The organism is Streptomyces cadmiisoli (assembly GCF_003261055.1).
GTDB lineage: Bacteria > Actinomycetota > Actinomycetes > Streptomycetales > Streptomycetaceae > Streptomyces > Streptomyces cadmiisoli.
In genome coordinates this window covers 5,258,822-5,280,459 of record NZ_CP030073.1, presented here as the reverse complement: position 1 = coordinate 5,280,459, position 21,638 = coordinate 5,258,822, and the positions used below count along the sequence as shown (strand labels likewise).

The following is a 21,638-nucleotide window of genomic DNA, read 5'->3' as shown; positions in this document are numbered from 1 at the left end:
AGTGAGGCCGGGGGGCCGGCCGGCGGCCGGTCACCCGGTGCCGTCCGCGTCCCCGCGAACCTCACCGTGCCCGCGTGGAAGGGCCGCGGCCCCGCACCCGCACCGTGCCCCCGCGGACCCGGCGAAGCCCCACGCGCGCGTCGTCCGCTCCCGCGCCCCCACCGGGCCCCGCGCACACGGCGAGGGCCCGGTGCCGTGAGGTCCCGCAGGACTCCCCGGCACCGGGCCCCTCCCCCGCGACCCCCGTGTGCGGTGGCCGAGGCGAGCGGCTACTCCGTCGCGATCGCGTTCAGGACGTTCATACGGCCCGCCCGGAAGGCCGGGACCAGCGCGGCGAACAGGCCGACGAAGGCCGAGCCGATGAACACGCCGCCGATGGTCGCCCAGGGGATCTCCAGGACGGTCAGTCCCTCCAGTGCGAGCAGCTGCTGCGCGGTGGCGCCCCAGCCCATGCCGAGCCCGAGGCCCAGCAGGGCGCCGAAGAGGGCGATCACGACCGACTCCAGGCGGATCATGCGGCGCAGCTGCCGGCGCGAGAGGCCGATCGCCCGCATCAGGCCGATCTCCCGGGTCCGCTCCACCACCGACAGGGCCAGGGTGTTCACCACGCCGAGGACGGCCACGATGATCGCCAGGGCCAGCAGGCCGTAGATCATGTTCAGGAGCTGGCCGATCTGGTCCTTCAGGGCCTCCTTGTAGTCGGTCTGGTCGCGGACGGTGTACTGCGGGTAGTCGTCCAGGGCCTTCTTCAGCGACTGGTAGGCGGTCGCCTCCTGGCCGTCCTTCGCCGAGGCGAAGACCAGCATGTCGAGCGGGATGCGGTCGGCCGGCACGTAGGTGGCGAGGGTGTCGATCGACGTGTACATCGCGCCCTGGTCGATGACCGCGTCGCTGCTGGTGATCGCGCGGACCGTCAGCCGCGCCGTGGCGCCGTCCGCGAAGTCGACGGCGATCTGTGAGCCGAGGCGGATGCCGTGGTCCTCGGCGAACTCCTCGTGCACGGACATCGAGTCGGGGCGGTAGGCGTCGGCGAGGTCGCCGGCGACAGTCTCGACCCGCAGGTCCTGGGCGTACGTCGGGTCGGCGGCGGTGATCGCCGTGTCCTTGGACGTCTTGCCGTCGGGGGTCTCGAAGTCGGCCTTGGACCACTTGTACTCGGTGACCCGCTCCACCCCGTCGGCCGCCTTCACCGCGTCGACGGCCTGCGGCGTGATCAGCTGCCCGGTGTCGGACTGGACGATGAAGTCCGTACCGACGCTCTTGTCGAGTTCCTCCGTCGCCGAGGCGACCATCGACGAGCCGACCACCGACAGACAGGCGACGAGGGCCAGTCCGATCATCAGGGCGGCACCGGTGGCGCCGGTGCGGCGCGGATTGCGCAGCGCGTTGCGCTCGGCCATCCGGCCGACGGGGCCGAAGACCCGCAGCAGTACGGCGCTGAGCACCCGCACGACCCCGCCGGCCAGCAGCGGTCCGACGACGACGAAGCCGATCAGCGACAGGACGACGCCCGCGGCCAGCCACAGCCCGCCCTCGCTCGCCTTGGCGGCGGCGGTGGCCAGGTACAGGGCGAGTCCGCCCGCGCCGGTCAGCAGCAGGCCCAGCACGGCCCGTACGACGCCGGCCCGGGCGCCGGCCGGGGCGCCCGCGTCGCGCAGGGCGGCCATCGGCGAGACCTTGCCGGCCCGGCGGGCCGGGAGGTAGGCGGCGAGGACGGTGACGACGACACCGAGGGCCAGTCCGACCACCGGGGTGCTCCAGGCGACGGTGAGGTCGTCGGTGGAGAGGTTCATGCCCATGGCGCCCATGAGCTTCATCAGTCCGACGGCCAGTCCGACGCCCGCGCCGACGCCGAGGACGGAGCCGACGAGACCGAGCAGCAGCGCTTCGACCAGCACGGAGCGGTTGACCTGCCGGCGGCTCGACCCGATGGCCCGCATCAGGCCGATCTCGCGGGTGCGCTGCGCGACCAGCATCGAGAAGGTGTTGATGATCAGGAAGACGCCGACCAGGAAGGCGATCCCGGCGAAGCCGAGCATCGCGTACTTGATGACGCCCATGAACTCCTGGACGTCCTCGGCGTTGGCGTCGGCGACCTCCTTGGCGGTCTGCACCTGGAAGCCGCCGTCGAGCGCGGTGGCGACGCTCTTCTTCAGCGCCGCGTCGCTGAAGCCGGACGCGGCGGTGACGTTGACGTTGGTGAAGACGCCGGTCTCGCCGACGAGGGCGCGCTGCGCGGTCGGTGTGTCCAGGTAGAAGATCGCGGCGCCGGGGTTGGTGACGGTGAAGTCGACGATGCCGGAGATCTTCGCCCGGTGGGTGCCGACCGCGGTGATGACGCCGATCCGGTCGCCGAGCGCCAGGTCGTGCTTGCCGGCGGTGTCCGCGTCGACCATCACCTGGTCGGCGCCCTCGGGCGCGGAGCCCGAGGCGATCTTCATGGTGCGGGCGTCGTTGGCGTTCCAGTTGCCGACGATGGTGGGTCCGCCGCCGGACGGGGAGAGGCTGTCCTTGTCGGCGTCGACGACGGTGACCGAGGTGGAGAAGACGGTCCCCTCCGCCGACTTCACGCCGTCGGCCTTCCGGACGTCGTCGACGACGGAGGCCGGCATCACCGGCGGTTTGCCGTTGTCGGCGGTGGTCTCACCGGTGTCGGAGGCGCCCTTCGGGCTGACCGTGACATCGGAGGCGGTGGCCGCGAACAGCTTGTCGAACGTCGTGTTCATCGTGTCGGTGAACACGAGCGTGCCGCACACGAACGCCACCGACAGCAGCACCGCCACCGCCGAGAGCGCCATGCGCCCCTTGTGCGCGAAGAAGTTGCGCATCGAGGTCCTGAGGACGGTCATGACGTGCGCCCCCGGGCGTCGAAGTCCTTCATGCGGTCGAGGACGGTGTCGGCCGTCGGCCGGAGCATCTCGTCGACGATCCGCCCGTCGGCGAGGTAGAGCACGCGGTCGGCGTACGAGGCGGCCACCGGGTCGTGGGTGACCATCACGATCGTCTGGCCCAGCTCGTCCACGGACCGGCGCAGGAATCCCAGCACCTCGGCGCCCGCCCGGGAGTCGAGGTTTCCGGTCGGCTCGTCACCGAAGATGATCTCGGGCCGGGCGGCCAGCGCCCGGGCCACGGCGACGCGCTGCTGCTGTCCGCCGGACAGCTGGGCGGGCCGGTGCTTGAGCCGGTCGGCGAGCCCCACGGTCTCCACCACCCGCTGGAGCCACTCCTTGTCGGGCTTCCGGCCGGCGATGTCCATGGGCAGGGTGATGTTCTCGATCGCGTTGAGCGTCGGCAGGAGGTTGAACGCCTGGAAGATGAACCCGATCCGGTCCCGGCGCAGTCGGGTGAGCTTCTTGTCCTTCAGGCCGGTGATCTCGGTCTCGTCGAGGTAGATCTGGCCGCCGGTGACGGTGTCGAGCCCCGCCAGGCAGTGCATCAGGGTGGACTTGCCGGACCCCGAGGGGCCCATGATCGCGGTGAACTGGCCGCGGGCGATGTCCACGTCGACGTGGTCGAGGGCGACGACGCGGGTCTCCCCGGCCCCGTAGGCCTTGACGACCTGCCGCGCCCGCGCGGCAACGGCCGTACGCCCTCCAGTGCCCCCGTGCCTGGGAATGGTCACAGCCGATGTCACGGTATGTCTCCTATGTAAGTCAGCGGTGGGTTCGTTCGCGGTTGTGCGAAGTGGTACGTCGAAGAGTCTCGCGGCGGCGGGGCCGCGGTTCGATGGTGTTCAGCCCCGTCTTGCACGGGGGAAAACCCCACCCCCGAAGGTGCGGTGCGCCGCCCTCGCCGATGACCTCGGCGACGCCCCCGGCGGCATAAAGCCAGGTTAAGGACGACCGGGACAGGGCTCGTCCTCCGCCGGTACGAACCCGCCCCGAGCCCTGGAGCGGAGACACCCCTAGGGGGAGTCGGCCGCCGGGAGGAGGTCTTCTCAGGGTCGCCTCCCCCCTTCGGCCCGCTCAGCCTCCACCCTCCCGCCGCGTCAGGGTCAAGTGGGAAGCTGTCGGACGGCAGATAGGTGCAAGGGGAAGGAATCTGCGTGAGCGGCACCAGACCCGCGATACGCGGCACGTCGGAAGGCACGGGAGCACCCCGGCGCGGAGCCGTCGTCGCCGCGCTGATGCTGTCGATGGCCCTGGCGGCGCTCGACTCGACCGTGGTCTCCACGGCCGTCCCCCAGATCGTCGGCGACCTCGGCGGCTTCTCCGTCTTCTCCTGGCTGTTCTCCGGCTACCTGCTGGCGGTCACCGTCACCCTGCCGGTCTACGGCAGGCTCTCCGACACCTTCGGCCGCAAACCGGTCCTCGTGGTCGGCGCGAGCCTGTTCCTGCTCGGCTCGCTGCTGTGCGCCCTGGCCTGGAACATGTGGGCGCTGATCGCCTTCCGCATCGTCCAGGGCCTGGGCGGCGGGGCCCTGCAGGGGACGGTCCAGACACTCGCCGCCGATCTGTACCCGCTCGAGGAACGCCCGAAGATCCAGGCCAAGCTCTCCACCGTGTGGGCGCTGTCCGCGGTCGCCGGCCCGGCGGTGGGCGGCCTCCTCGCCGCCTACGCCGACTGGCGCTGGATCTTCCTGCTGAACCTGCCGGTCGGCGGGCTCGCTCTCTGGCTGATCGTCCGTCATCTGCACGAACCGGCCCGGGCCGCCGGCGCACGCGCGCGGGTGGACTGGGCGGGCGCCCTCGCGGCGTTCGCGTGCGGCGGGGTGCTGCTGACCGCTCTGGTGCAGGGCGGGGTGGCCTGGCCCTGGCTGTCGCCGCCGTCGATCGCGCTGTTCGGCACGGGACTCGTACTGGTCGCGCTCGTCGTGGTGGTGGAGCGCCGGTCGGCGGAGCCGATCATCCCGGGCTGGGTGTGGCGCCGACGGACGATCGCCGCGGTCAATCTCGCGCTCGGCGCGCTGGGCCTGCTGATGGTGGCGCCGACCGTGTTCCTGCCGACGTACGCGCAGTCGGTGCTGGGCCTGGGCGCGGTGGCGGCCGGGTTCGTGCTGTCCGTGTGGACGCTCAGCTGGCCCGTCTCGGCCGCCCTGAGCCAGCACGTCTACCGCAGGATCGGCTTCCGCAACACGGCGATGCTCGGCATCGGCACGGCAACCCTGATCCTGCTGGCCTTCCCGTTCCTGCCGTATCCCGGCCAGGCCTGGCAGCCCGCTCTCCTGATGCTGCTGCTCGGCGGCGCGCTCGGCCTGTTCCAGTTGCCGCTGATCGTGGGTGTCCAGTCCACCGTCGACTGGGACGAACGCGGCACCGCGACCGCGTCCATCCTGTTCTGCCGTCAGATCGGCCAGACCCTCGGCGCGGCCCTGTTCGGCGCCGTCGCCAACGGTGTGCTCGCCGGGCGCCTCGGCAGCGGCAGCCTCGACGCCATCGCGCACGGCATCGGCACGGGCGCCGCGTCCGAGGCGACCCGTCGGGCCGTCGCGGACGCGGTGCACGCGGTGTATCTGGGCGCGGCGTGCGCGGCGGCACTCGCGTTCCTGGTGCTGCTGGTGCTCGCGCCGCGGCGGTTCCCGGTGCTGAAGGACTGAACGGCGGCCGAAGGAGGACGGACGCGTTCCCCTTTCTCCTGACACGGGGGCGGGGGAAGGGGCCGCCACGTGTGCGGGCGGGCGTCCGAACGGGCCTGCGGACGGCATAAGTCTGAGTTAACGCGGGTAACACCGCAGGTCGCCGAAGTAAGCGCATACCGACCACTCAGTTTGGGGAAAACCCCACGAGCCCTCGAACCCACGAGTAGCGTGCGTGGCCCGCACACCCCCCACTCCCTGCGGTCCGCCGCCACGGACCCGAGCCGCGCAAGGAGCAACGGGAATGCAGTCCGACCCGTACCGATCGTCCCCGTCGTACCCGTCGAACCCGCCCCACCAGCCGAACCCGTCGCATCCGTCCCGTCCGTCCCCTCCGCCGAACCCGTCGTATCCATCCCATCCCTCCTGTCCACCGAACGCGCCGAACGCGCCGTACCCGGCGAACCCGCCGGCACCGCCCCGTCCCCCCTCACCCCCGTATCGACCCCAGTCCGCCCCGCCGCATCCGCCCCCGTCCCCCTCGCCCCGTCCACCCCGCTCCGCCTCGCCGTACCCGCCGCCGACCTCCTCGCCGTATCCGCCGCAGCGGCCGTCGCAGCCCGCTCCGACCTACCCGTGGCAACCCGCCGCGCCGCCCGAACCGGTGCACCGGCGCAGGCCCATCCACGCCCCGCTGGGGCACCACAGCGACCTGCGGATCCTGCGCAGCGCCTACCGCCGGCAGCGCCGGGTGGCCACGCTCACCGCACTCGGCTACTTCGTGCTGTTCCTGATCCTGTCCGCGTTCGCCCCGGGGTTCATGACCGGCGACGGCCTCGGCGGCCTGCCCGTCGGCGTGCTGCTCGCGCTGGCCCAACTGCCCGTCACCTGGCTGGCGATCGGGCTGTACGAATGCACCGCGCGCCGCCGCGTCGACCCGCTCGCCGACCGCATCCGCCTGCAGGCCCGACTGGACGCCAAGAGGGGGGCCGCGCGATGACCGGCTTCAGCGATTCGTCGGAGACGATGACCCTCGTCGCCTTCACCGCCGTGGTCACCATCACCCTGCTGCTGTGCGTGATGACCGGCCCCGACCGGGACGACCTCGACGAGTTCTACACCGGCTACGGCTCCCTGTCCCCGATGCGCAACGGCCTCGCGATCGCGGGGGACTACATCTCCGCCGCCACCGTGCTGGGCACCTGCGGGGTGGTCGCGCTGTACGGCTACGACGGGATCGTCCTCGCCCTGAGCACGGCACTGTCCCTGATGCTGCTGATGTTCCTGCTGGCGGAGCCCCTGCGCAACGCAGGCCGGTTCACGATGGGCGACGTCCTCGCCCGCCGTATGCCGGGGCGGGCCGTGCGGGTGACCTCCTGCCTGGTGACACTGGCCGCGCTGTTGCCGCTGATGATCGTGCAGCTCGCGGGCACCGGACAACTGGTCGCGTTCCTGCTGGGCTTCTCCGGCGCCGAACTGAAGACGGGCTGCATCATCGGACTGGGCGCGCTGATGATCAGCTACGCGGCGATCGGCGGGATGAAGGGCACCGCCCTGATCCAGATCCTGAAGATGGTGATGCTGCTCGGCTCCGGCGTGGTCGTGGCCGGGTTCGTCCTGAACAGGTTCGACTGGAATCCCGCCGCGCTGTTCGACCAGGCCGCCGAGCGCAGCGGCGTCGGGTCGGCCTTCCTCAGCTCCGGACTGCAGTTCGCGGGCGGCCCGTTCCCCCGCCTCGACATGATCAGCGGCGAGCTGGCCGTCGTCCTCGGCGGTGCCTGCCTGCCGCACGTCACCATGCGCATGTACACCGCCTCCAGCGCGCGCCAGGTCCGCCGTTCGATGTCCTGGGCGGTGTCCAGCGTCGTCTTCTTCGTCCTGATCACCACGACCGTCGGCATCGGCGCGACCGCGCTCATCGGCCGCGAGGCCATCGCGACAGCCGACCCGCAGGGCAACTCCGCGTATCTGCTGGGCTCCCAGGCGGCGTTCGGACCCGACATCACCACGGCCGAGACGTTCCTGTTCACCACGGTCACCACGGCGGTGTTCCTGACGGTGCTCGCGTCGGTCGCCGGGATGATCCTCGCCTGCGCAAACTCCCTGGCCCACGACGTCTTCGCCAGCCGCGTCCAGGAGATGTCGGCACGCCGCGAGATGACCCTCGCCCGGGTCTCCGCCCTCGCCGTCGGCGCGCCCGCCGTACTGCTGGCCACGATGGCGCAGCACCGCAGCCTGCACCCCCTGGTGTCGATGTCCTTCACCATGGGCGCCTCCGCCCTCGCCCCCGCCCTCGTCTACAGCCTCTTCTGGCGCCGCTACACCCGAACGGGCCTGATGGGCACCCTCATCGGCGGCTCCCTGTCGGTGCTCCTGCTGATGCCCGGCACCAACCTCGTCTCGGGCTCCCCCTTCTCCGCCTTCCCCGAGGCCGACTTCAACTACTTCCCCTTCAGCACCACCGCGCTGGTGTCCATCCCGGTCGGCTTCGCCTGCGGCTGGCTGGGGACCCTGGCCTCCGGCCGGAAGAAGGCGGACGAACAGCGCCGGCAGTACGAGGCGGTGGAGGGGTGGATCCTGGCCGGCGCGGTACGCCGCAAGGAGTGACGCCGACCAGCCGCACGGTCACTCCACCGGCGCACGGCCCCCCGTGAGCGCGGCCAGGCTGTTGCGCACGTCGTCCATCTGCGCCTGCACGGTGTCCCACCGCTCACCGTGCTCGCGCAGCACCCGCTCGGTCTCCCGGGAGACGCGTTCCTCCTCGATCCGCGCGTCGGCGATGATCTCGGCGCCCCGCGCGCGGGCCTCCTCCTGCCAGCGCCGGCCGGACTCCTCGGCCTTGGCCACGTCCCGCTCGGCCTCCGCGAGCGCCGCCTCCGCGCGGGCCACCCGCTCCGCCAGATGCGCGTCCAGCGCGGCCGCGGCGTCCCCGGTCTCGCGCTCCAGCGCCGTCCACCGCCCGGTGTGCTCCCGGTCCAGCTCGGCCAGCATCGCGTCGGCACGCTGCCGCGCCCCCCGCAGCACCGCCAGCGTCTCCGCCCGGCACTCCTTCACATCACGGCGGGCGGCGATCCGGACCTGGTCCGCCACCGCGCGCGCCGCGAGCAGCCGGTCACCGGCGTACTCCTCGGCACCCGTCCGCAGCGAGTCGGCGTGTGCCCGCGCCGCCTCGCGCAGACCGGCGGCGTACGCCTCGGCCTGCTCGGCGCACTCCCGCGCCGCGTTCCGGGCCCGCTCGCGGACCGCCTCCGCTTCCTCCTGCACCGTCGCGAACAGATGGCGCGCGCCCTCGCCGAGCGCCTCGTAGGTCTGCGGCGGCAGTTCCTCGACCGTCCGGCGCCACTGCTCCGCCTCCGCCGCCATCTCCCTGGCGAGCACGGTGAGGCGGGCGGCGCGCTCCCAGGCGGCGTCACGGTCGTCGAAGAGGGCGGCGGTGTACGCGTCGGCCTGTTCGGGGCGGTAGCCGCGTCCCCGGACGGGGAGGAAGCCATGCGGCGACACCGATGCGCTGTTCATACCGGAACCCCTCGAACGACATCCACTTAGCGCACATAGTGCGGTATCAGGCTTAAGTGTTCATAATGCGACACTCCGCCGATGGGTGACACGCAGAAGGGGCCGGACCCGGTCGCACGACCGGGTCCGGCCCCTTCTCACGTCCCGTCAGCCGGGAATCACATCGCCCGGACAGCGGAGTTGACAGCGGCCCGACAACGGGAACCGCCGCGTCCCGTCAACCGCGGATCACAGCAGTCCGTCCCACATCTGCTCCAGCAGCACCGACCACCAGCTCTCCGGCGAACCGAGCGCCGCCGGATCCAGTGACGCCAACTGGGCCTGGAAGTCCACCGTCCACCGACCGGCCTGCTCCTGGTTCAGCCCGAACCGCAGCCGCCACATCCGCCCGAGCAGCGCGAGACAGCGCACGAACTCCGGCAGACCGGTGTTGACGAACTGCGGCGGCACCGGCGCACCGCCCGGCCCGCCCTCCACCGGCACGGCCACGATGTTCGCCGTGCCGTACTGCACACAGATCGCCTTGCCGAAGTCACTGCCCATCACGAGGTACGAGGCCGCGTCCGCACCCGGCTGCACCCCGCGCTCGGCGGCCAGCTCCGCCAGCGTCGGCACCGGCCGCCCCGGCTGGGCCTGCGCCCAGAAGAACGGCCCCATGTCCAGCGGCAGCCCGGCCACCACCAGCGTGTGCGCCACGACCGGCGGCACCCCCTGCCGGGACACCGCCGCCTGCTCGAACCGGAACACGCCCGGCCCGAACGCGCCCGCCAGCTCCTGCGCCACACCCTCCGCCGGAATCGGCGGCGCCGCCTGCACCGGCGGCAACGGCGCACGCACCGGCGCCGGACGCGCGGGACCGTCCGCCACCTGATGCAGCTCACCCTGATGCGCCAGCAACTGCCCCATGCCCTGCTGCCGGCTCGCGTGATCCGTCCCGTACGGCGCGATGCTCGTGATCCGCGCCTGCGGCCACTGCTCCCGGATCATCCGCGCGCAGTACGCGCCCGGCAGCTCGCACGACTCCAACTCCGTGTGCAGCTCCAGCACCTGATCCGGCGGCACGTTCATCGCCCGCAGCTCGTGGAAGATCTGCCACTCGGGGTGCGGCGTACCCGGCGCCGAACGCCGGATCAGCTGCTGCTCCGACCCGTCCTGCGCCCGGTAGCGCAGCACGGCCTGATAACCGGGGCCCACCGTCGGCTGCCCGCCCTGCTGCGGGTAGCCGTACGCCGGCGGCTGCCGGCCGGGCACGTGCGCACCCGGCGGAACCGCGCCCGGCGGCATCGGCTGCGGGGCGGCCGGAGGCATCCCGGCCGCACCCGGAGCCCCGGGCACGCCCGGAGCCTGCGGCGGCGGGGGCACACCGGGGCCGCCCAACGAGGGCGCCGACAAAACGGTCTCCGCATGGTGCACGGCACCTCCCGCACCACCGGACGAACCCTGAGCCGCCGGCGCACCGGGCGGCTGCGGGGCACCGGGCGCACCCGGGGCACCCGGTGTCCTGGGCACGCCCCCGCCCTGCGACGGGTCGGCCAGCATCGTGGCGGCGTGGTGGACACCGCCGGGCGGCGTACCGCCCGGAGCGCCGGGCGGCTGCGGAGCCCCCGGCGGATTCGGGGCACCCGGCGTCTGCGGCGCACCCGGACCGCCCGGCACCTGGGGGCCGTCGGGCCCGAGCGCCGACACGAGCTGCGTCGGTACGTAGCCGCCCGCCGGCGCACCCGGTGCGCTCGGCGGCGGTGGTGTGCTCCCGGGCCGCGCACCCGGAGTCCCCGGCGCGCCCGGCGGAGGAGGCGGCGTCGCGCCCCGGCCCCGGCGCGGCGGAGGCGCCGCCTTGCTCGTCGCGGCGTCGGCGATGTCCCCGGCGTGCGACGCGACCGGCTGCCCGGCGGACCCGCCCGCAGCGGCCGGCGCCTGCGCACCCGCGTACCCCTGACTTCCGGGCGGGGGCGTGCCCGGCCCGGGCGGCGGCGTGGCGGGACCCGGCACCCGCGCAGGCGGCGTGGCCGGCCCCGGACCCTGCGGGTACCCGTACGTCTGCGCGGCCGACGTGCCCGGCGCGGGCGTACCGCCCTGCGGAGCACCCCCGGGCACGGCACCCGCACCCCGGGTGCCGTCGAGCACCGGCGAGACCGCCGTCGGCGGCAGCTGGCTGCCGCCGGACATCATCGCCGTCCTCGCCTCCGGCGGCGTCTCGTCGTCCGACTCGCTCAGCGACGGCGCGAACACCGTCACCGGCAACGGCACGGAACGGTCCTCACCGACGTCCGCGTTGGTGTCCGTACCGGCCCACGGAGTCGCCCCCGCGGGCGCGACCGGCGCACCGGACGCGTCCCCCGCACCGCCATCGGACGCCGCGGCGGGCCACGCCGTGGCACCTCCGGCCGTACCGGGCCCGCCGGGTACGGCCGTACCGGGCCCGCCCGCGCCACCGGGAGCCGCGGCGCCACCCGCACCGGCACCGGTCTCGTCCGGCGTCCGCCGGTCCGGGATGCCCAGCCGGTCCGCCGCCTCCTGCAACCACTCCGGCGGAGTCAAAAGGAACGACGTCTGGTTCAGATCGACCCGCGCCGGAGCGGCCGGCGCCGCGTCCGCGGCAGCCTCCCCGTGCCCGCCGTACTCCTCCTCGTACCGGCGGATCACCTCACCCACCGGCAGCGACGGCCACAACGTGGCCTCACCGCTGTCCCGCGCGATCACCAGCCGCTGCGCGCCCCCGTCCGAACGCGGCCCGTCCGCACGGTCCTCGGCCCACACCACGAACCCCAGGTCGAACTCCCGCACCCGCACCTCACGATGCTGGTACGACGGCACGTCCCCGTTGATCCACTCTTCCGCGCGCTCCTGCGCCTGCGCGAACGTCACCATCGTCAGCTCACTCCCCCACGGACGGGACGGAAGCGGAAGCAGACGAGGACACATCGACCGCGTGCGCGAACCCACCGTCCACCATCAGACCCGCCACGGTCTCCAACTCCGGCGGAGACCCCGCGAGTCGCGACAGGAACACATCGAAGTCCTCACCGCACGGCAGCAGCAGACGCTCCACACGCTCCGCCGGCGGCATCGAGGGATCCACGTCACGCGCGTCGTCGTACGCCAAGAACCACACCGAACCGATCCGCTCACCCTTGGCCTTCACGGCCAGCAGACCACCCTGCACGAACCCGACACCCAGATAGTCCTTGGTCAGATGGTCGCGCAGACACTTGTTCACGTACACGAGGTCGTTGACCGCCGCCTCGTCGCGCACCGTGAAGAACGGCTGATCGATCAGCAGCCCCAACTCCGCGTCCAGCGCGGTACCCACCGGCGCGCACCCGCCCGCCGCCTTCAGGAACGACCGATAGGCCCCCGGCAGCCGGTACCCCAGGTCCTCCTCGACCCCCAGCACCTGCGACTCGCTCACCGCCACACCCGACTTCGGCAGCCCTATGTGCGCCGGCCGCGTCTCCTGCAACGGCCGCGTACCCCGCTTGCCCTGGTCCACCGCCGACGTCGCGATACCGCCGTGATGCCGCAGCAGCGCCTTCACCTCGACCGGCACCAGCTCCAGCCGGCGCGTACCCACCACGTGATGCCACGTCCAGCCGTGCGGCGTCGCCACCGACGGCACCGTGTCCCACAACTCATGACCGGTCGCCGCCAGCGCCGCGTTCGCCGACACGTAGTCCGTCAACCGCAACTCGTCCACACCGAAACCCTCCGGCGGCTCCGCGATCTCCGCGGCGGCACGCGCGTAGGGCGAGAAGTCGGGGTAGCCGTACTCGTCCACCCGCACCCCTCTCGGATGACGGGTCGCCCGGACCGGATCCGGGAAATGCACGACCTGCCCGGCGTAGGCCGCGTTCGGCGGCACGGCTTGTCCCCCGGCCTGGCGGCCGGGAGGCGCCCCCAGCCCGAGCCGACCTGTCGTCATGGCGGTTGCCCCCTGCGGCACTCTGGTACGGCCCGCAGCGAACCCTTCGGCCCACTACGCCCCGTATCGACTGTCTCCAACGCGTTGACCGCACGCATCGCGGTGCCGACAGCCTATGCGGTACGGCGAAACCGGTCACCGGCGCCGGTCACAGCCGCGGAAACCCGGCCTCCGCCCACCGTGACCAGCCGTCACCCCATCGTGACAGCCTGCCCAAACCCGGGCGTGTCGCGGCGCCCCAGCTTCCGCACCAGCCACGGCATTTGGCACTCTGTGTCCGCCGGGGGGATGCAAGGGAGGGGAAAGACGATCATGAACGCGACGCAGACAGGGCCGCAAACGGGGCCGCACACCGGTACATCCGGCGACCCCCGCGTCGGCTGGAGCGCCACCGACGACCACCACACGCCCACCCTCCGCCACCGCCGCGACGGCATACTCCCCACCGTCGCCGCCGCCCTCTCCGTCCGCGGCGCCACCCTCACCGGCACCGCCGCCCGCGGCGACGCGCCACCCGCCCTGCACCACCTCGTCCAGGACTTCCTCGACACCCTCAACAGCACCCAGCGCGACCGCTTCACCGGCCGCTGCGCCGAAGCCATCCTCATCTCCCGGCACATCACCACCGCCGACGCCGCCCGCAGCAAACGCGCCGCCCGAAAACCCATGACCAACGGCGAAGCCCGCAAAGCCCTCAAACACGGCAAACTCACCGCACGCCGCATCCGCGAGGACGGCGACCCCCTGCACGGCAGCTTCGCCACCCCGTGCCGCGCCTGCACCGCCCTCAGCGCCCACTTCGGCGTCCGCATCGTCGACCCCGCCGCCGACAGCTGACCACCCGCACACCCGCACAGCACCGCACCACCGCGCACAGCACCGCACAGCACAGCACAGCGCCGAAGACGATCGAAGGGCCGATGCAAGCCGACCGCGCCACCACCCCCCAGCACCCCATCGCACTCGACCAGGGGGGACACTCGTCACGCTTCGCAGGCCCCATCGACGCCGCACTGCGCACCGCCGGCTGGCAACCCGGACGCTGGGACATCAAACAAGCCGAAATCTGGGCCGACACCCTCCGCGAACACACCTCACCCGCCGGCCACCGCCACGCCGTCTTCCCCGCAGCCGTCGAAGCCTGGGCCGAATTCGGCGGCCTGCACATCACACCCACCGGCCCCGGCCGCCGGATCGCCCCCGCGACCCTCCACCTCGACCCCCTGCACGGCCTCCACATGGCCCGCACCCTCGGCGACCTCGGCCGCGCCCTCGACACCGAGGTCAGCCCCATCGGCGCCGAAACCGACACCCAGGCCGTCCTCGCCATCGACAACGAAGGACACGTCTACGCCCTCGACCACACCGGCGACTGGTACCTCGGCCCCACCATCGACGACGCCCTCACCGGCCTCCTCGCAGGCACCGAACCCACACGCCTGACAGCCGGCTGACCCCACCAGCCACACCACCACCGGCCGACCCCACCAGCCGCCCCACCACCGGCTACGACGCCGGAATCACCGCCGACACCCGAAAACCCCCGGCATCCGTCGGCCCCGACACGAACACCCCGCCCAGCGCCGACACCCGCTCCTTCATCCCCACCAGCCCGTTCCCCCCGGACGGCAACCGAGCCGACGACGCCGACGCAGACTCCGACGGCGGCTCGTTCTCCACCTGCATCGCGATCTCCGACACCCGATGCGCCAACCGCACATGCGTCTTCGCCCCCGCCGCATGCTTGTGCACGTTCGTCAACGCCTCCTGCACCACGCGATACGCCGTCTGCTCCACCTGCCGCGCATACGACCGCGCCTCCCCCTCCACCGACAGCCGCACCACCATCCCCGCCGCCGCCGACTGCCCGATCAACTCGTCCAGCTCCGACAGACACGGCCCCGCCTCCGCGGACTCCTCCCCCACCGCACGCGAAGCCGCCGCGGCCGCCGCCACCCGCACCGCGGCCAACGGCACCTCCGACGGCCCACCACGCACCCCGCCGTCCCCGCTGCGCAGCACCCCGAGCATCTCCCGCAACTCGGTCAACGCCTGCCGGCCCATGTCCCCCACCAACGCGGCGTTACGCACCGCCTTCTCCGGGTCCTTCCGCGCCACCGCCTGCAACGCCGCCGCGTGCACCACCATCAGACTCACCCGATGCGCGACCACGTCGTGCATCTCCCGCGCGATCCGGGTCCGCTCCTCGTTGCGCGCCCACTCGGCCCGCTCCTCCGCCCGCTCCGCGAGCAACTGAAGCTCCCGCTCCAGACTGTCCGCCCGCTCCCGCAAGCTCTCCATCAACCGGCGCCGAGCACCCACATAAAGACCCAGCAGCACCGGCGGCGCCGTCACACCCAAGGACGCCGTGATCGAGATGAACGGCACGAACCAGCCGCCCACATCCATCTCACCCCGGGTCATGTCCTGCTGCGCCCGCACGAACGTCACCACCAGCGTCGCCACCAGCGACATCCCCGCCAGCGACCCGATGATCCGACGCGGCAGCTCCGACGCGGCCAGCGTGTACAGACCACCGACCGTCAGCAGAAAACCCATCTGCGCCGGCGCGATGGCGATCGACACCAGCACGACGACAATCGGCCACTTCCGACGCAGCAGCAACATCGAACCGGCGAGCACACCGAACGCCACACCCACGGCCGGCGGAATCCCCGCGTCCCGCGCGAACGGAATCCCCTCGATCCCGCACTCCACCGCGGACACCAGCGCGAGACCGCCGTCCAGCACGGCACTGCGCCACCTCGCCCACCACCAGGGCCCGGTCAAGGCCCTGGTGTCGTCTTCCCCCGTCGTGGTCATGCCTCCAGCCTACGGGCGGCGGGCGTCGCTTTTCCGGCGAGTTTTGACGACTGGCCTACACCACACTCCGTAATCGAATAACCGCGAAACCGCACGGAATCCCTCGAACTGCTGAACGACAGCCGTTCACCTCCGGAACCAGCCATTCCAGCCGGACGGTATGTGTATGGCACATCCCCATGGCAAATACGCGAACTTCGAAGGCTTACGGGAGCGGGCGGTGGCGCTGCGCCGCGAGGGCCGCAGCCTTCGGCAGATCCGCGACGAACTGAAGATCTTCAACAACGACGTCCTCAACCGGCTCCTCCAGGGCGAACCGCCCCCCGAGTGGACGAAACGACCGAACGCGAAGGACGACCTGCGGGACCGGGCGAGGGAACTACGACTGCAAGGCCGGACGTACGACCAGATCCAGGTCGAGCTCGGCTGCTCCAAGAGCTCGATCTCCCTGTGGGTCAGGGACCTGCCGAAACCGGAACGCCGGCGCAGCCCGGGACAGGCCGCGGCGATCGCGAAGAAGGGCTGGGAGGCGAAGCTGCGCATCCGCGACGAGGAACGGCAGCGGACGAGGCAGGCAGCACTGGACGAGGTCGGTGAACTGACGGATCGCGAGCTCTTCCTCATCGGCGTGGGCCTCTACTGGGCCGAAGGGGCCAAGAGCAAGCCATACAGCCGACGGGAGCGCGTCACCTTCATCAACAGTGATCCGGACATGGTCACGGTCTTCCTGGCATGGCTGAAGCTCCTCCAGGTGAAACCCGAGCAACTCGGGTTCGCGGTGCAGATCCACGAGACCGCCGACGTCCCGGCGGCGGAGGCCTTCTGGGCGGATTTGATCGGCCTCGGTACCGCAGAACTCATGAAGACCACGCTCAAGAAACACAGGCCGGGCACCAACAGGAAGAACACCGATGAGGACTACCGTGGATGCCTGCGCATTGATGTGCGGCAAGGAGCCGACTTGTACCGTCGCATCGAAGGCTGGTGGTACGGCATAGTAGGTGCTGCCACCGCACCCGATCCACGAAATCGGACATAGCGGTAATCCCGGGTCGTCTAAGGGCAAGACGTCAGATTTTGGTTCTGATCATGGGGGTTCGAGTCCTCCCCCGGGAGCAAATGCTTGGTTCGGGGCCTGACCGCACAGCAGCGGTCAGGCCCCGCTCTCATCTCCCCCCATAACCACCCCGGTATCCTGCGGTTGTCCACACCCCGTCCACAGCCGAAGGGCATCCCGTGAGCGCCATTCGCCCGGCAGCCGTCGTCGTACTCGCAGCGGGTGAGGGCACCCGTATGAAGTCGGCCACACCGAAGGTCATGCATGAGATCTGCGGCCGTTCCCTGGTGGGCCATGTGCTCGCCGCCGCCGGTGAGTTGGAGCCGGAGCATCTCGTCGTGGTCGTCGGGCACGCCCGCGAGAAGGTGACCGCGCATCTCGCCGAGGTCGCCCCGGACGTGCGCACCGCCGTCCAGGCGGAGCAGAACGGTACGGGTCATGCGGTCCGTATGGGTCTCGAGGAGCTGGGTGGTGTCGTCGACGGGACCGTGGTGGTGGTCTGCGGTGACACTCCGCTGCTGACCGGTGAGACGCTCGCGCAGCTGGCGGCGACGCACGGTGCGGACGGCAATGCCGTCACGGTGCTGACGGCCGAGGTGCCGGACGCGACGGGGTACGGGCGGATCGTGCGGGACGAGGTCTCGGGTGCGGTCACGGCGATCGTGGAGCACAAGGACGCGTCGGTCGCCGTGCGGGCGATCCGGGAGATCAATTCGGGGGTGTTCGCGTTCGACGGGCGGTTGCTCGCGGATGCGCTGGGCAAGGTGCGTACGGACAACAGTCAGGGTGAGGAGTACCTGACGGATGTCCTGGGGATCTTGCGTGAGGCGGGGCACCGGGTGGGGGCGTCGGTGGCCGGTGATCATCGTGAGATCGCGGGGATCAACAACCGTGTGCAGTTGGCGGAGGCGCGTCGGATCCTGAACGACCGGTTGCTGACGGGCGCGATGCTGGCCGGTGTCACGGTGGTGGATCCGGCGAGTACGTGGGTGGATGTGTCGGTGACGTTCGAGCAGGACGCGGTGGTGCTTCCGAATACGTTGCTGCTGGGTTCGACGCATCTGGGGGAGGGTGCGCAGGTGGGTCCGAACAGCCGGCTGAAGGACACTCGGGTGGGCGCGGGGGCGCGGGTGGACAACACGGTTTCGGACGGTGCGGATGTGGGTCCTGAGGCGAGTGTGGGGCCGTATGCGTATTTGCGTCCGGGGACGCGTCTGGGACTGAAGTCCAAGATCGGTACGTATGTGGAGACCAAGAACGCTTCGGTCGGTGAGGGGACGAAGGTTCCGCATCTGTCGTATGTGGGGGATGCGACGATCGGTGAGTACACGAACATCGGTGCCGCGAGTGTGTTTGTGAACTACGACGGGGAGAGCAAGCATCACACCACCGTCGGGTCGCATTGCAAGACGGGTTCGGACAACATGTTTGTGGCGCCTGTCACGGTTGGGGACGGTGCGTACACCGCCGCCGGGTCCGTGATCACGAAGGATGTGCCGCCCGGTTCGTTGGCCGTGGCCCGTGGCCAGCAGCGGAATATCGAGGGTTGGGTGGCTCGTAAGCGTCCTGGGAGTGCGTCGGCGAAGGCGGCCGAGGCGGCGTCTCGTGAGCCGGAGGGCGAAGGCTGACCGGAAACAGGTGCGTCTGGGACGGCGTACCGTGATAAGTGCACACCCGCACCCCACCGGCTGAGTCGACGTCCTGCGCCCAGCTGAGACGTCGTGTCAACATCCAGCTGAGACACCTCTGAGGAGACAGTGCTGTGACCGGGATCAAGACGACCGGGGAGAAGAAGTTGATGTTCTTCTCCGGCCGCGCCCACCCCGAGCTTGCCGAGGAGGTCGCCCACCAGCTGGGTGTCGGGGTTGTCCCGACCAAGGCCTTCGACTTCGCCAATGGCGAGATCTATGTGCGTTATCAGGAGTCGGCACGTGGTGCGGACTGTTATCTGATCCAGAGCCACACGGCGCCGATCAACAAGTGGATCATGGAGCAGTTGATCATGATCGACGCGTTGAAGCGTGCGTCGGCCCGTTCCATCACGGTGATCGTGCCGTTCTACGGTTACGCGCGGCAGGACAAGAAGCACCGTGGTCGTGAACCGATCTCGGCGCGTCTGATCGCGGACATGATGAAGACGGCGGGTGCGGACCGGATCCTGACCGTGGATCTGCACACGGACCAGATCCAGGGCTTCTTCGACGGTCCGGTGGATCATCTGTTCGCGCTGCCGCTGCTGGCGGACTACGTGGGCGCGAAGGTGGACCGGGAGAAGCTGACGGTGGTGTCTCCGGACGCGGGTCGTGTGCGGGTCGCGGACCGCTGGTGCGACCGGCTGGGTGCGCCGCTGGCGATCGTGCACAAGCGGCGTGACAAGGACGTCGCGAATCAGGTGACGGTGCACGAGGTCGTGGGTGAGGTCCGGGGCCGGGTGTGTGTGCTGGTGGACGACATGATCGACACCGGTGGCACGATCTGTGCGGCGGCGGACGCGTTGTTCGCGCACGGCGCGGAGGATGTCATCGTGACGGCGACGCACGGTGTGCTGTCGGGGCCCGCGGCGGACCGGTTGAAGAACTCGAAGGTGAGTGAGTTCGTGTTCACGAACACGCTGCCGACGCCGGGTGAGCTGGATCTGGACAAGATCACGGTGCTGTCGATCGCGCCGACGATCGCGAGTGCGGTGCGTGAGGTGTTCGAGGACGGTTCGGTGACGAGCCTCTTCGACGAGCAGTGATCTCCTGATTCCGGCTGATCGATTTTTCTGCGGCCTCCTTCGCCGAGTACTCTGTTGCAGTTGCTCGGCGAGGGAGGCCGTACCGCTTCTGGTGAGGTGGTCGGTGGTCCGTTATCGACGCGCTCTTCGTAGCAGGCCGTTCGTGGCCGGGTGACCCCGTCCGTTTTCGACCTCTTCGAGGAGTGATCATGTCCGAGGTGAAGCTCGCCGCCGTGTCCCGCACGGAGTTCGGCAAGGGTGCCGCCCGTCGTATCCGCCGTGACAACAATGTTCCGGTCGTGCTGTACGGGCACGGCACGCAGCCGCAGCACCTGACGCTGCCGGGTCACGAACTGCTGCTGGCGCTGCGTACGCCGAACGTGCTGATCTCGCTGGACATCGACGGCAAGACCAGCGAGCTGGCGATTCCGAAGTCGGTGCAGCGTGACCCGCTGAAGGGTTTCCTGGAGCACGTGGACCTGCTGCTGGTCAAGCGTGGCGAGAAGGTCAACGTCGAGGTGCCGGTGCACGCCGAGGGCGAGCTGGCTCCGGGTGGCAACCTGCTGGAGCACGTGCTGAACGCGCTTCCGGTGGAGGCCGAGGCGACGCACATCCCGGAGTCGCTGAGCGTGTCGGTGGAGGGTCTGGAGGCCGGTGCCTCGATCCACGCCAAGGACATCGCGCTTCCCAAGGGTGTGACCCTGGCCGTGGACGAGGACGCGGTGGTCCTCCAGGTGCTGGCCGCGCAGGCGGAGGAGGCTCCGGAGGGCGAGGAGGCCGCCGAGGGTGAGGCCGAAGAGGTCGCCGAGGCCTGATCCGGGTCCGCAGCGGTAGCTGTTCCGCCGGCCGCCGTTTCCTGTCGGGAGCGGCGGCCGGCGCATATCGAGGAGACATGGACGTGACGACCGATGCGGGTGCCCCCTGGCTGATCGTGGGGCTGGGGAATCCCGGGCCGGAGTACGCGATGAACCGGCACAACGTGGGGTTCATGGTGGCCGATCTGCTGGCTGAGCGGATCGGGGGCAGGTACAAGCGGGCGGGCAGGGCGCAGGCGCAGGTCGTGGAGGGCCGGATGGGTCCGCCGGGGCCGGCGAGCCGTCGGGTGGTTCTGGTGAAGCCGATGTCGTTCATGAACCTGTCGGGTGGTCCGGTGAACGCGTTGCGGGACTTCTACAAGGTGCCGCTGGGCAATGTGGTGGCGGTGCACGACGAGCTGGACATCGACTACGGGACGCTGCGGCTGAAGCTGGGCGGTGGCGACAACGGGCACAACGGTCTGAAGTCGATGTCGAAGGCGATGGGTGCCGACTATCACCGGTTGCGGTTCGGGATCGGGCGTCCGCCGGGTCGTATGCAGGTGGCGGACTTCGTGTTGAAGGACTTCTCCTCGACGGAGCGCAAGGAGCTGGACTTCTTCGTGGACCGGGCGGCCGATGCGGTGGAGTGTCTGGTGGTCGAGGGGTTGGAGAGGGCGCAGAACTCGTACAACTCGTGAGGTGGGTCGGGACAACTGCGACTTGTCCCCCACCGCGGTTGACTGACTGTGCAGGCATGGCCAAGGATCGCGGCCATGCCTTCTGCCGTCGTCTCCAGTCAGGGCGCTTTCACGGCGCTGCGGTTCGGGCGGCTCGCGGCGATGGGTGCCGTCGCGGTGCTGATCCTGATCGCGGGTGTGTGGGCGTCGTGGAGTTCCGCCCAGTACGTGATGCTCACCAAGGGGCGGGAGAGCGGGACGATCGAGGTCGCGGGGTGCGCCGGGGACACCTGCGGCGGGCGGTACACGCCGTTGTCCGCGGGGTCGCAGGCGCGGGAGCGGGTGCTGATCGAGAACACGGCGGCCGTGCGGGACGGGGAGACGTACACCGTGGTGATGAAGCCCGGTGGCAGCGAGGTGATCCGTTCGGGGCCGGCGGGGGTGCTGTATTCCTGGGTGCCGCTGGGTGGGGCGCTGCTGCTGGCGTCGGTGGTCGTCGCGGGCGGGCTGGGGCGGACGCGTGCCGCGTGGATGATGGCCGGCGCGGGGTTCGCGGTGATCACGGCCGCGTTCCTGACGGTCTGAGCCGCCGCCGGTCACGGCCGATGTGATCACGGT

16 protein-coding genes, 1 tRNA gene and 1 pseudogene are annotated in these 21,638 nt (G+C 70.9%); 12 read left to right on the top strand and 6 right to left on the bottom strand.

Translation table 11 applies throughout. The annotated features are described in order from the left end of the window. Positions 1-269: 269 nt before the first annotated feature. Together DN051_RS23010 and DN051_RS23005 are read right to left on the bottom strand one after the other, a co-directional pair. On the bottom strand, positions 270-2,849 hold the full coding sequence (locus DN051_RS23010; protein WP_112439408.1) for an ABC transporter permease: 2,580 nt from the start codon (positions 2,847-2,849) through the stop codon (positions 270-272). Further along, a complete protein-coding gene (locus tag DN051_RS23005; RefSeq protein WP_053764234.1) occupies positions 2,846-3,634 on the bottom strand; it encodes an ABC transporter ATP-binding protein in 789 nt (262 codons plus the stop codon). Before DN051_RS23005 ends, DN051_RS23010 begins: the two co-directional genes overlap by 4 nt. A 411-nt stretch (positions 3,635-4,045) precedes the next feature. On the opposite strand from DN051_RS23005, the gene DN051_RS23000 reads away from it, so the two are divergent. From DN051_RS23000 to DN051_RS22990, 3 genes and pseudogenes are all read left to right on the top strand, one after another. Next, positions 4,046-5,536, top strand: a complete 1,491-nt coding sequence (locus DN051_RS23000) for an MFS transporter (protein ID WP_112439407.1) — start codon at positions 4,046-4,048, stop codon at positions 5,534-5,536. Positions 5,537-6,074: 538 nt separating this feature from the next. Beyond that, a pseudogene (locus DN051_RS46595) lies at positions 6,075-6,515 on the top strand (DUF485 domain-containing protein); the annotation flags it as partial. After that, the gene (locus DN051_RS22990; RefSeq protein ID WP_053761028.1) at positions 6,512-8,122 is read left to right on the top strand and encodes a sodium/solute symporter; all 1,611 of its coding nucleotides are present in this window, start codon (positions 6,512-6,514) and stop codon (positions 8,120-8,122) included. The pseudogene DN051_RS46595 and the gene DN051_RS22990, both read left to right, overlap by 4 nt. A gap of 18 nt (positions 8,123-8,140) precedes the next feature. Here DN051_RS22990 and DN051_RS22985 read toward each other — a convergent pair whose 3' ends face one another. The 3 genes from DN051_RS22985 to DN051_RS22975 form a co-directional block, all read right to left on the bottom strand. Beyond that, entirely contained in the window at positions 8,141-9,031 is an 891-nt protein-coding gene (locus DN051_RS22985) for a cellulose-binding protein (RefSeq protein WP_112439405.1), read from the bottom strand. Positions 9,032-9,259: 228 nt separating this feature from the next. Further along, on the bottom strand, positions 9,260-11,899 hold the full coding sequence (locus tag DN051_RS22980; protein ID WP_112439404.1) for an SUKH-4 family immunity protein: 2,640 nt from the start codon (positions 11,897-11,899) through the stop codon (positions 9,260-9,262). A 7-nt stretch (positions 11,900-11,906) separates the two neighbouring features. Further along, the gene (locus DN051_RS22975) at positions 11,907-12,950 is read right to left on the bottom strand and encodes an SMI1/KNR4 family protein (protein ID WP_053761025.1); all 1,044 of its coding nucleotides are present in this window, start codon (positions 12,948-12,950) and stop codon (positions 11,907-11,909) included. A gap of 312 nt (positions 12,951-13,262) precedes the next feature. Between DN051_RS22975 and DN051_RS22970 the strand changes: the two genes are divergently transcribed. Together DN051_RS22970 and DN051_RS22965 are read left to right on the top strand one after the other, a co-directional pair. Continuing rightward, positions 13,263-13,787, top strand: a complete 525-nt coding sequence (locus DN051_RS22970; RefSeq protein WP_199314642.1) for a YwqJ-related putative deaminase — start codon at positions 13,263-13,265, stop codon at positions 13,785-13,787. Positions 13,788-13,870: 83 nt separating this feature from the next. Then, entirely contained in the window at positions 13,871-14,404 is a 534-nt protein-coding gene (locus DN051_RS22965) for an SUKH-3 domain-containing protein (RefSeq protein WP_053761023.1), read from the top strand. Positions 14,405-14,456: 52 nt separating this feature from the next. On the opposite strand, the gene DN051_RS22960 is transcribed toward DN051_RS22965, so the two are convergent. Beyond that, the gene (locus DN051_RS22960) at positions 14,457-15,773 is read right to left on the bottom strand and encodes a sensor histidine kinase (protein WP_053761022.1); all 1,317 of its coding nucleotides are present in this window, start codon (positions 15,771-15,773) and stop codon (positions 14,457-14,459) included. Between the two features lie 166 nt (positions 15,774-15,939). Between DN051_RS22960 and DN051_RS22955 the strand changes: the two genes are divergently transcribed. The 7 genes from DN051_RS22955 to DN051_RS22925 all read left to right on the top strand — a co-directional run bounded on the left by DN051_RS22955 (position 15,940) and on the right by DN051_RS22925 (position 21,605). Beyond that, positions 15,940-16,812, top strand: a complete 873-nt coding sequence (locus DN051_RS22955; protein WP_112439403.1) for a hypothetical protein — start codon at positions 15,940-15,942, stop codon at positions 16,810-16,812. A 6-nt stretch (positions 16,813-16,818) separates the two neighbouring features. After that, positions 16,819-16,889, top strand: a tRNA-Gln gene (locus DN051_RS22950). Positions 16,890-17,009: 120 nt separating this feature from the next. Further along, positions 17,010-18,458 carry a bifunctional UDP-N-acetylglucosamine diphosphorylase/glucosamine-1-phosphate N-acetyltransferase GlmU gene (gene glmU / locus DN051_RS22945; RefSeq protein ID WP_079001328.1) on the top strand — a complete coding sequence of 483 codons (1,449 nt, stop codon included), beginning with the start codon at positions 17,010-17,012 and terminating at the stop codon, positions 18,456-18,458. Positions 18,459-18,592: 134 nt separating this feature from the next. Continuing rightward, complete coding sequence (locus tag DN051_RS22940) at positions 18,593-19,567, top strand: ribose-phosphate diphosphokinase (RefSeq protein ID WP_053761019.1); 975 nt, start codon at positions 18,593-18,595, stop codon at positions 19,565-19,567. 188 nt (positions 19,568-19,755) lie between these two features. Continuing rightward, on the top strand, positions 19,756-20,361 hold the full coding sequence (locus DN051_RS22935; RefSeq protein ID WP_053761018.1) for a 50S ribosomal protein L25/general stress protein Ctc: 606 nt from the start codon (positions 19,756-19,758) through the stop codon (positions 20,359-20,361). A 77-nt stretch (positions 20,362-20,438) separates the two neighbouring features. Next, entirely contained in the window at positions 20,439-21,041 is a 603-nt protein-coding gene (gene pth / locus DN051_RS22930) for an aminoacyl-tRNA hydrolase (RefSeq protein WP_053761017.1), read from the top strand. Positions 21,042-21,116: 75 nt separating this feature from the next. After that, positions 21,117-21,605 (top strand): hypothetical protein, encoded by a 489-nt coding sequence (locus tag DN051_RS22925; protein ID WP_053761016.1) that lies wholly within the window; start codon positions 21,117-21,119, stop codon positions 21,603-21,605. Positions 21,606-21,638: the final 33 nt, after the last annotated feature.

Bases quoted from the DNA above. Each gene is read 5' to 3' on its own strand.
- DN051_RS23010 (WP_112439408.1), bottom strand. From the start codon at position 2,849: ATGACCGTCCTCAGGACCTCGATGCGCAACTTCTTCGCGCACAAGGGG.
- DN051_RS22990 (WP_053761028.1), top strand. From the start codon at position 6,512: ATGACCGGCTTCAGCGATTCGTCGGAGACGATGACCCTCGTCGCCTTC.
- DN051_RS22985 (WP_112439405.1), bottom strand. From the start codon at position 9,031: ATGAACAGCGCATCGGTGTCGCCGCATGGCTTCCTCCCCGTCCGGGGA.
- DN051_RS22980 (WP_112439404.1), bottom strand. From the start codon at position 11,899: ATGGTGACGTTCGCGCAGGCGCAGGAGCGCGCGGAAGAGTGGATCAAC.
- DN051_RS22975 (WP_053761025.1), bottom strand. From the start codon at position 12,950: ATGACGACAGGTCGGCTCGGGCTGGGGGCGCCTCCCGGCCGCCAGGCC.
- DN051_RS22970 (WP_199314642.1), top strand. From the start codon at position 13,263: ATGAACGCGACGCAGACAGGGCCGCAAACGGGGCCGCACACCGGTACA.
- DN051_RS22965 (WP_053761023.1), top strand. From the start codon at position 13,871: ATGCAAGCCGACCGCGCCACCACCCCCCAGCACCCCATCGCACTCGAC.
- DN051_RS22960 (WP_053761022.1), bottom strand. From the start codon at position 15,773: ATGACCACGACGGGGGAAGACGACACCAGGGCCTTGACCGGGCCCTGG.
- DN051_RS22955 (WP_112439403.1), top strand. From the start codon at position 15,940: ATGGCACATCCCCATGGCAAATACGCGAACTTCGAAGGCTTACGGGAG.
- DN051_RS22935 (WP_053761018.1), top strand. From the start codon at position 19,756: ATGTCCGAGGTGAAGCTCGCCGCCGTGTCCCGCACGGAGTTCGGCAAG.
- pth (WP_053761017.1), top strand. From the start codon at position 20,439: ATGGACGTGACGACCGATGCGGGTGCCCCCTGGCTGATCGTGGGGCTG.
- DN051_RS22925 (WP_053761016.1), top strand. From the start codon at position 21,117: ATGCCTTCTGCCGTCGTCTCCAGTCAGGGCGCTTTCACGGCGCTGCGG.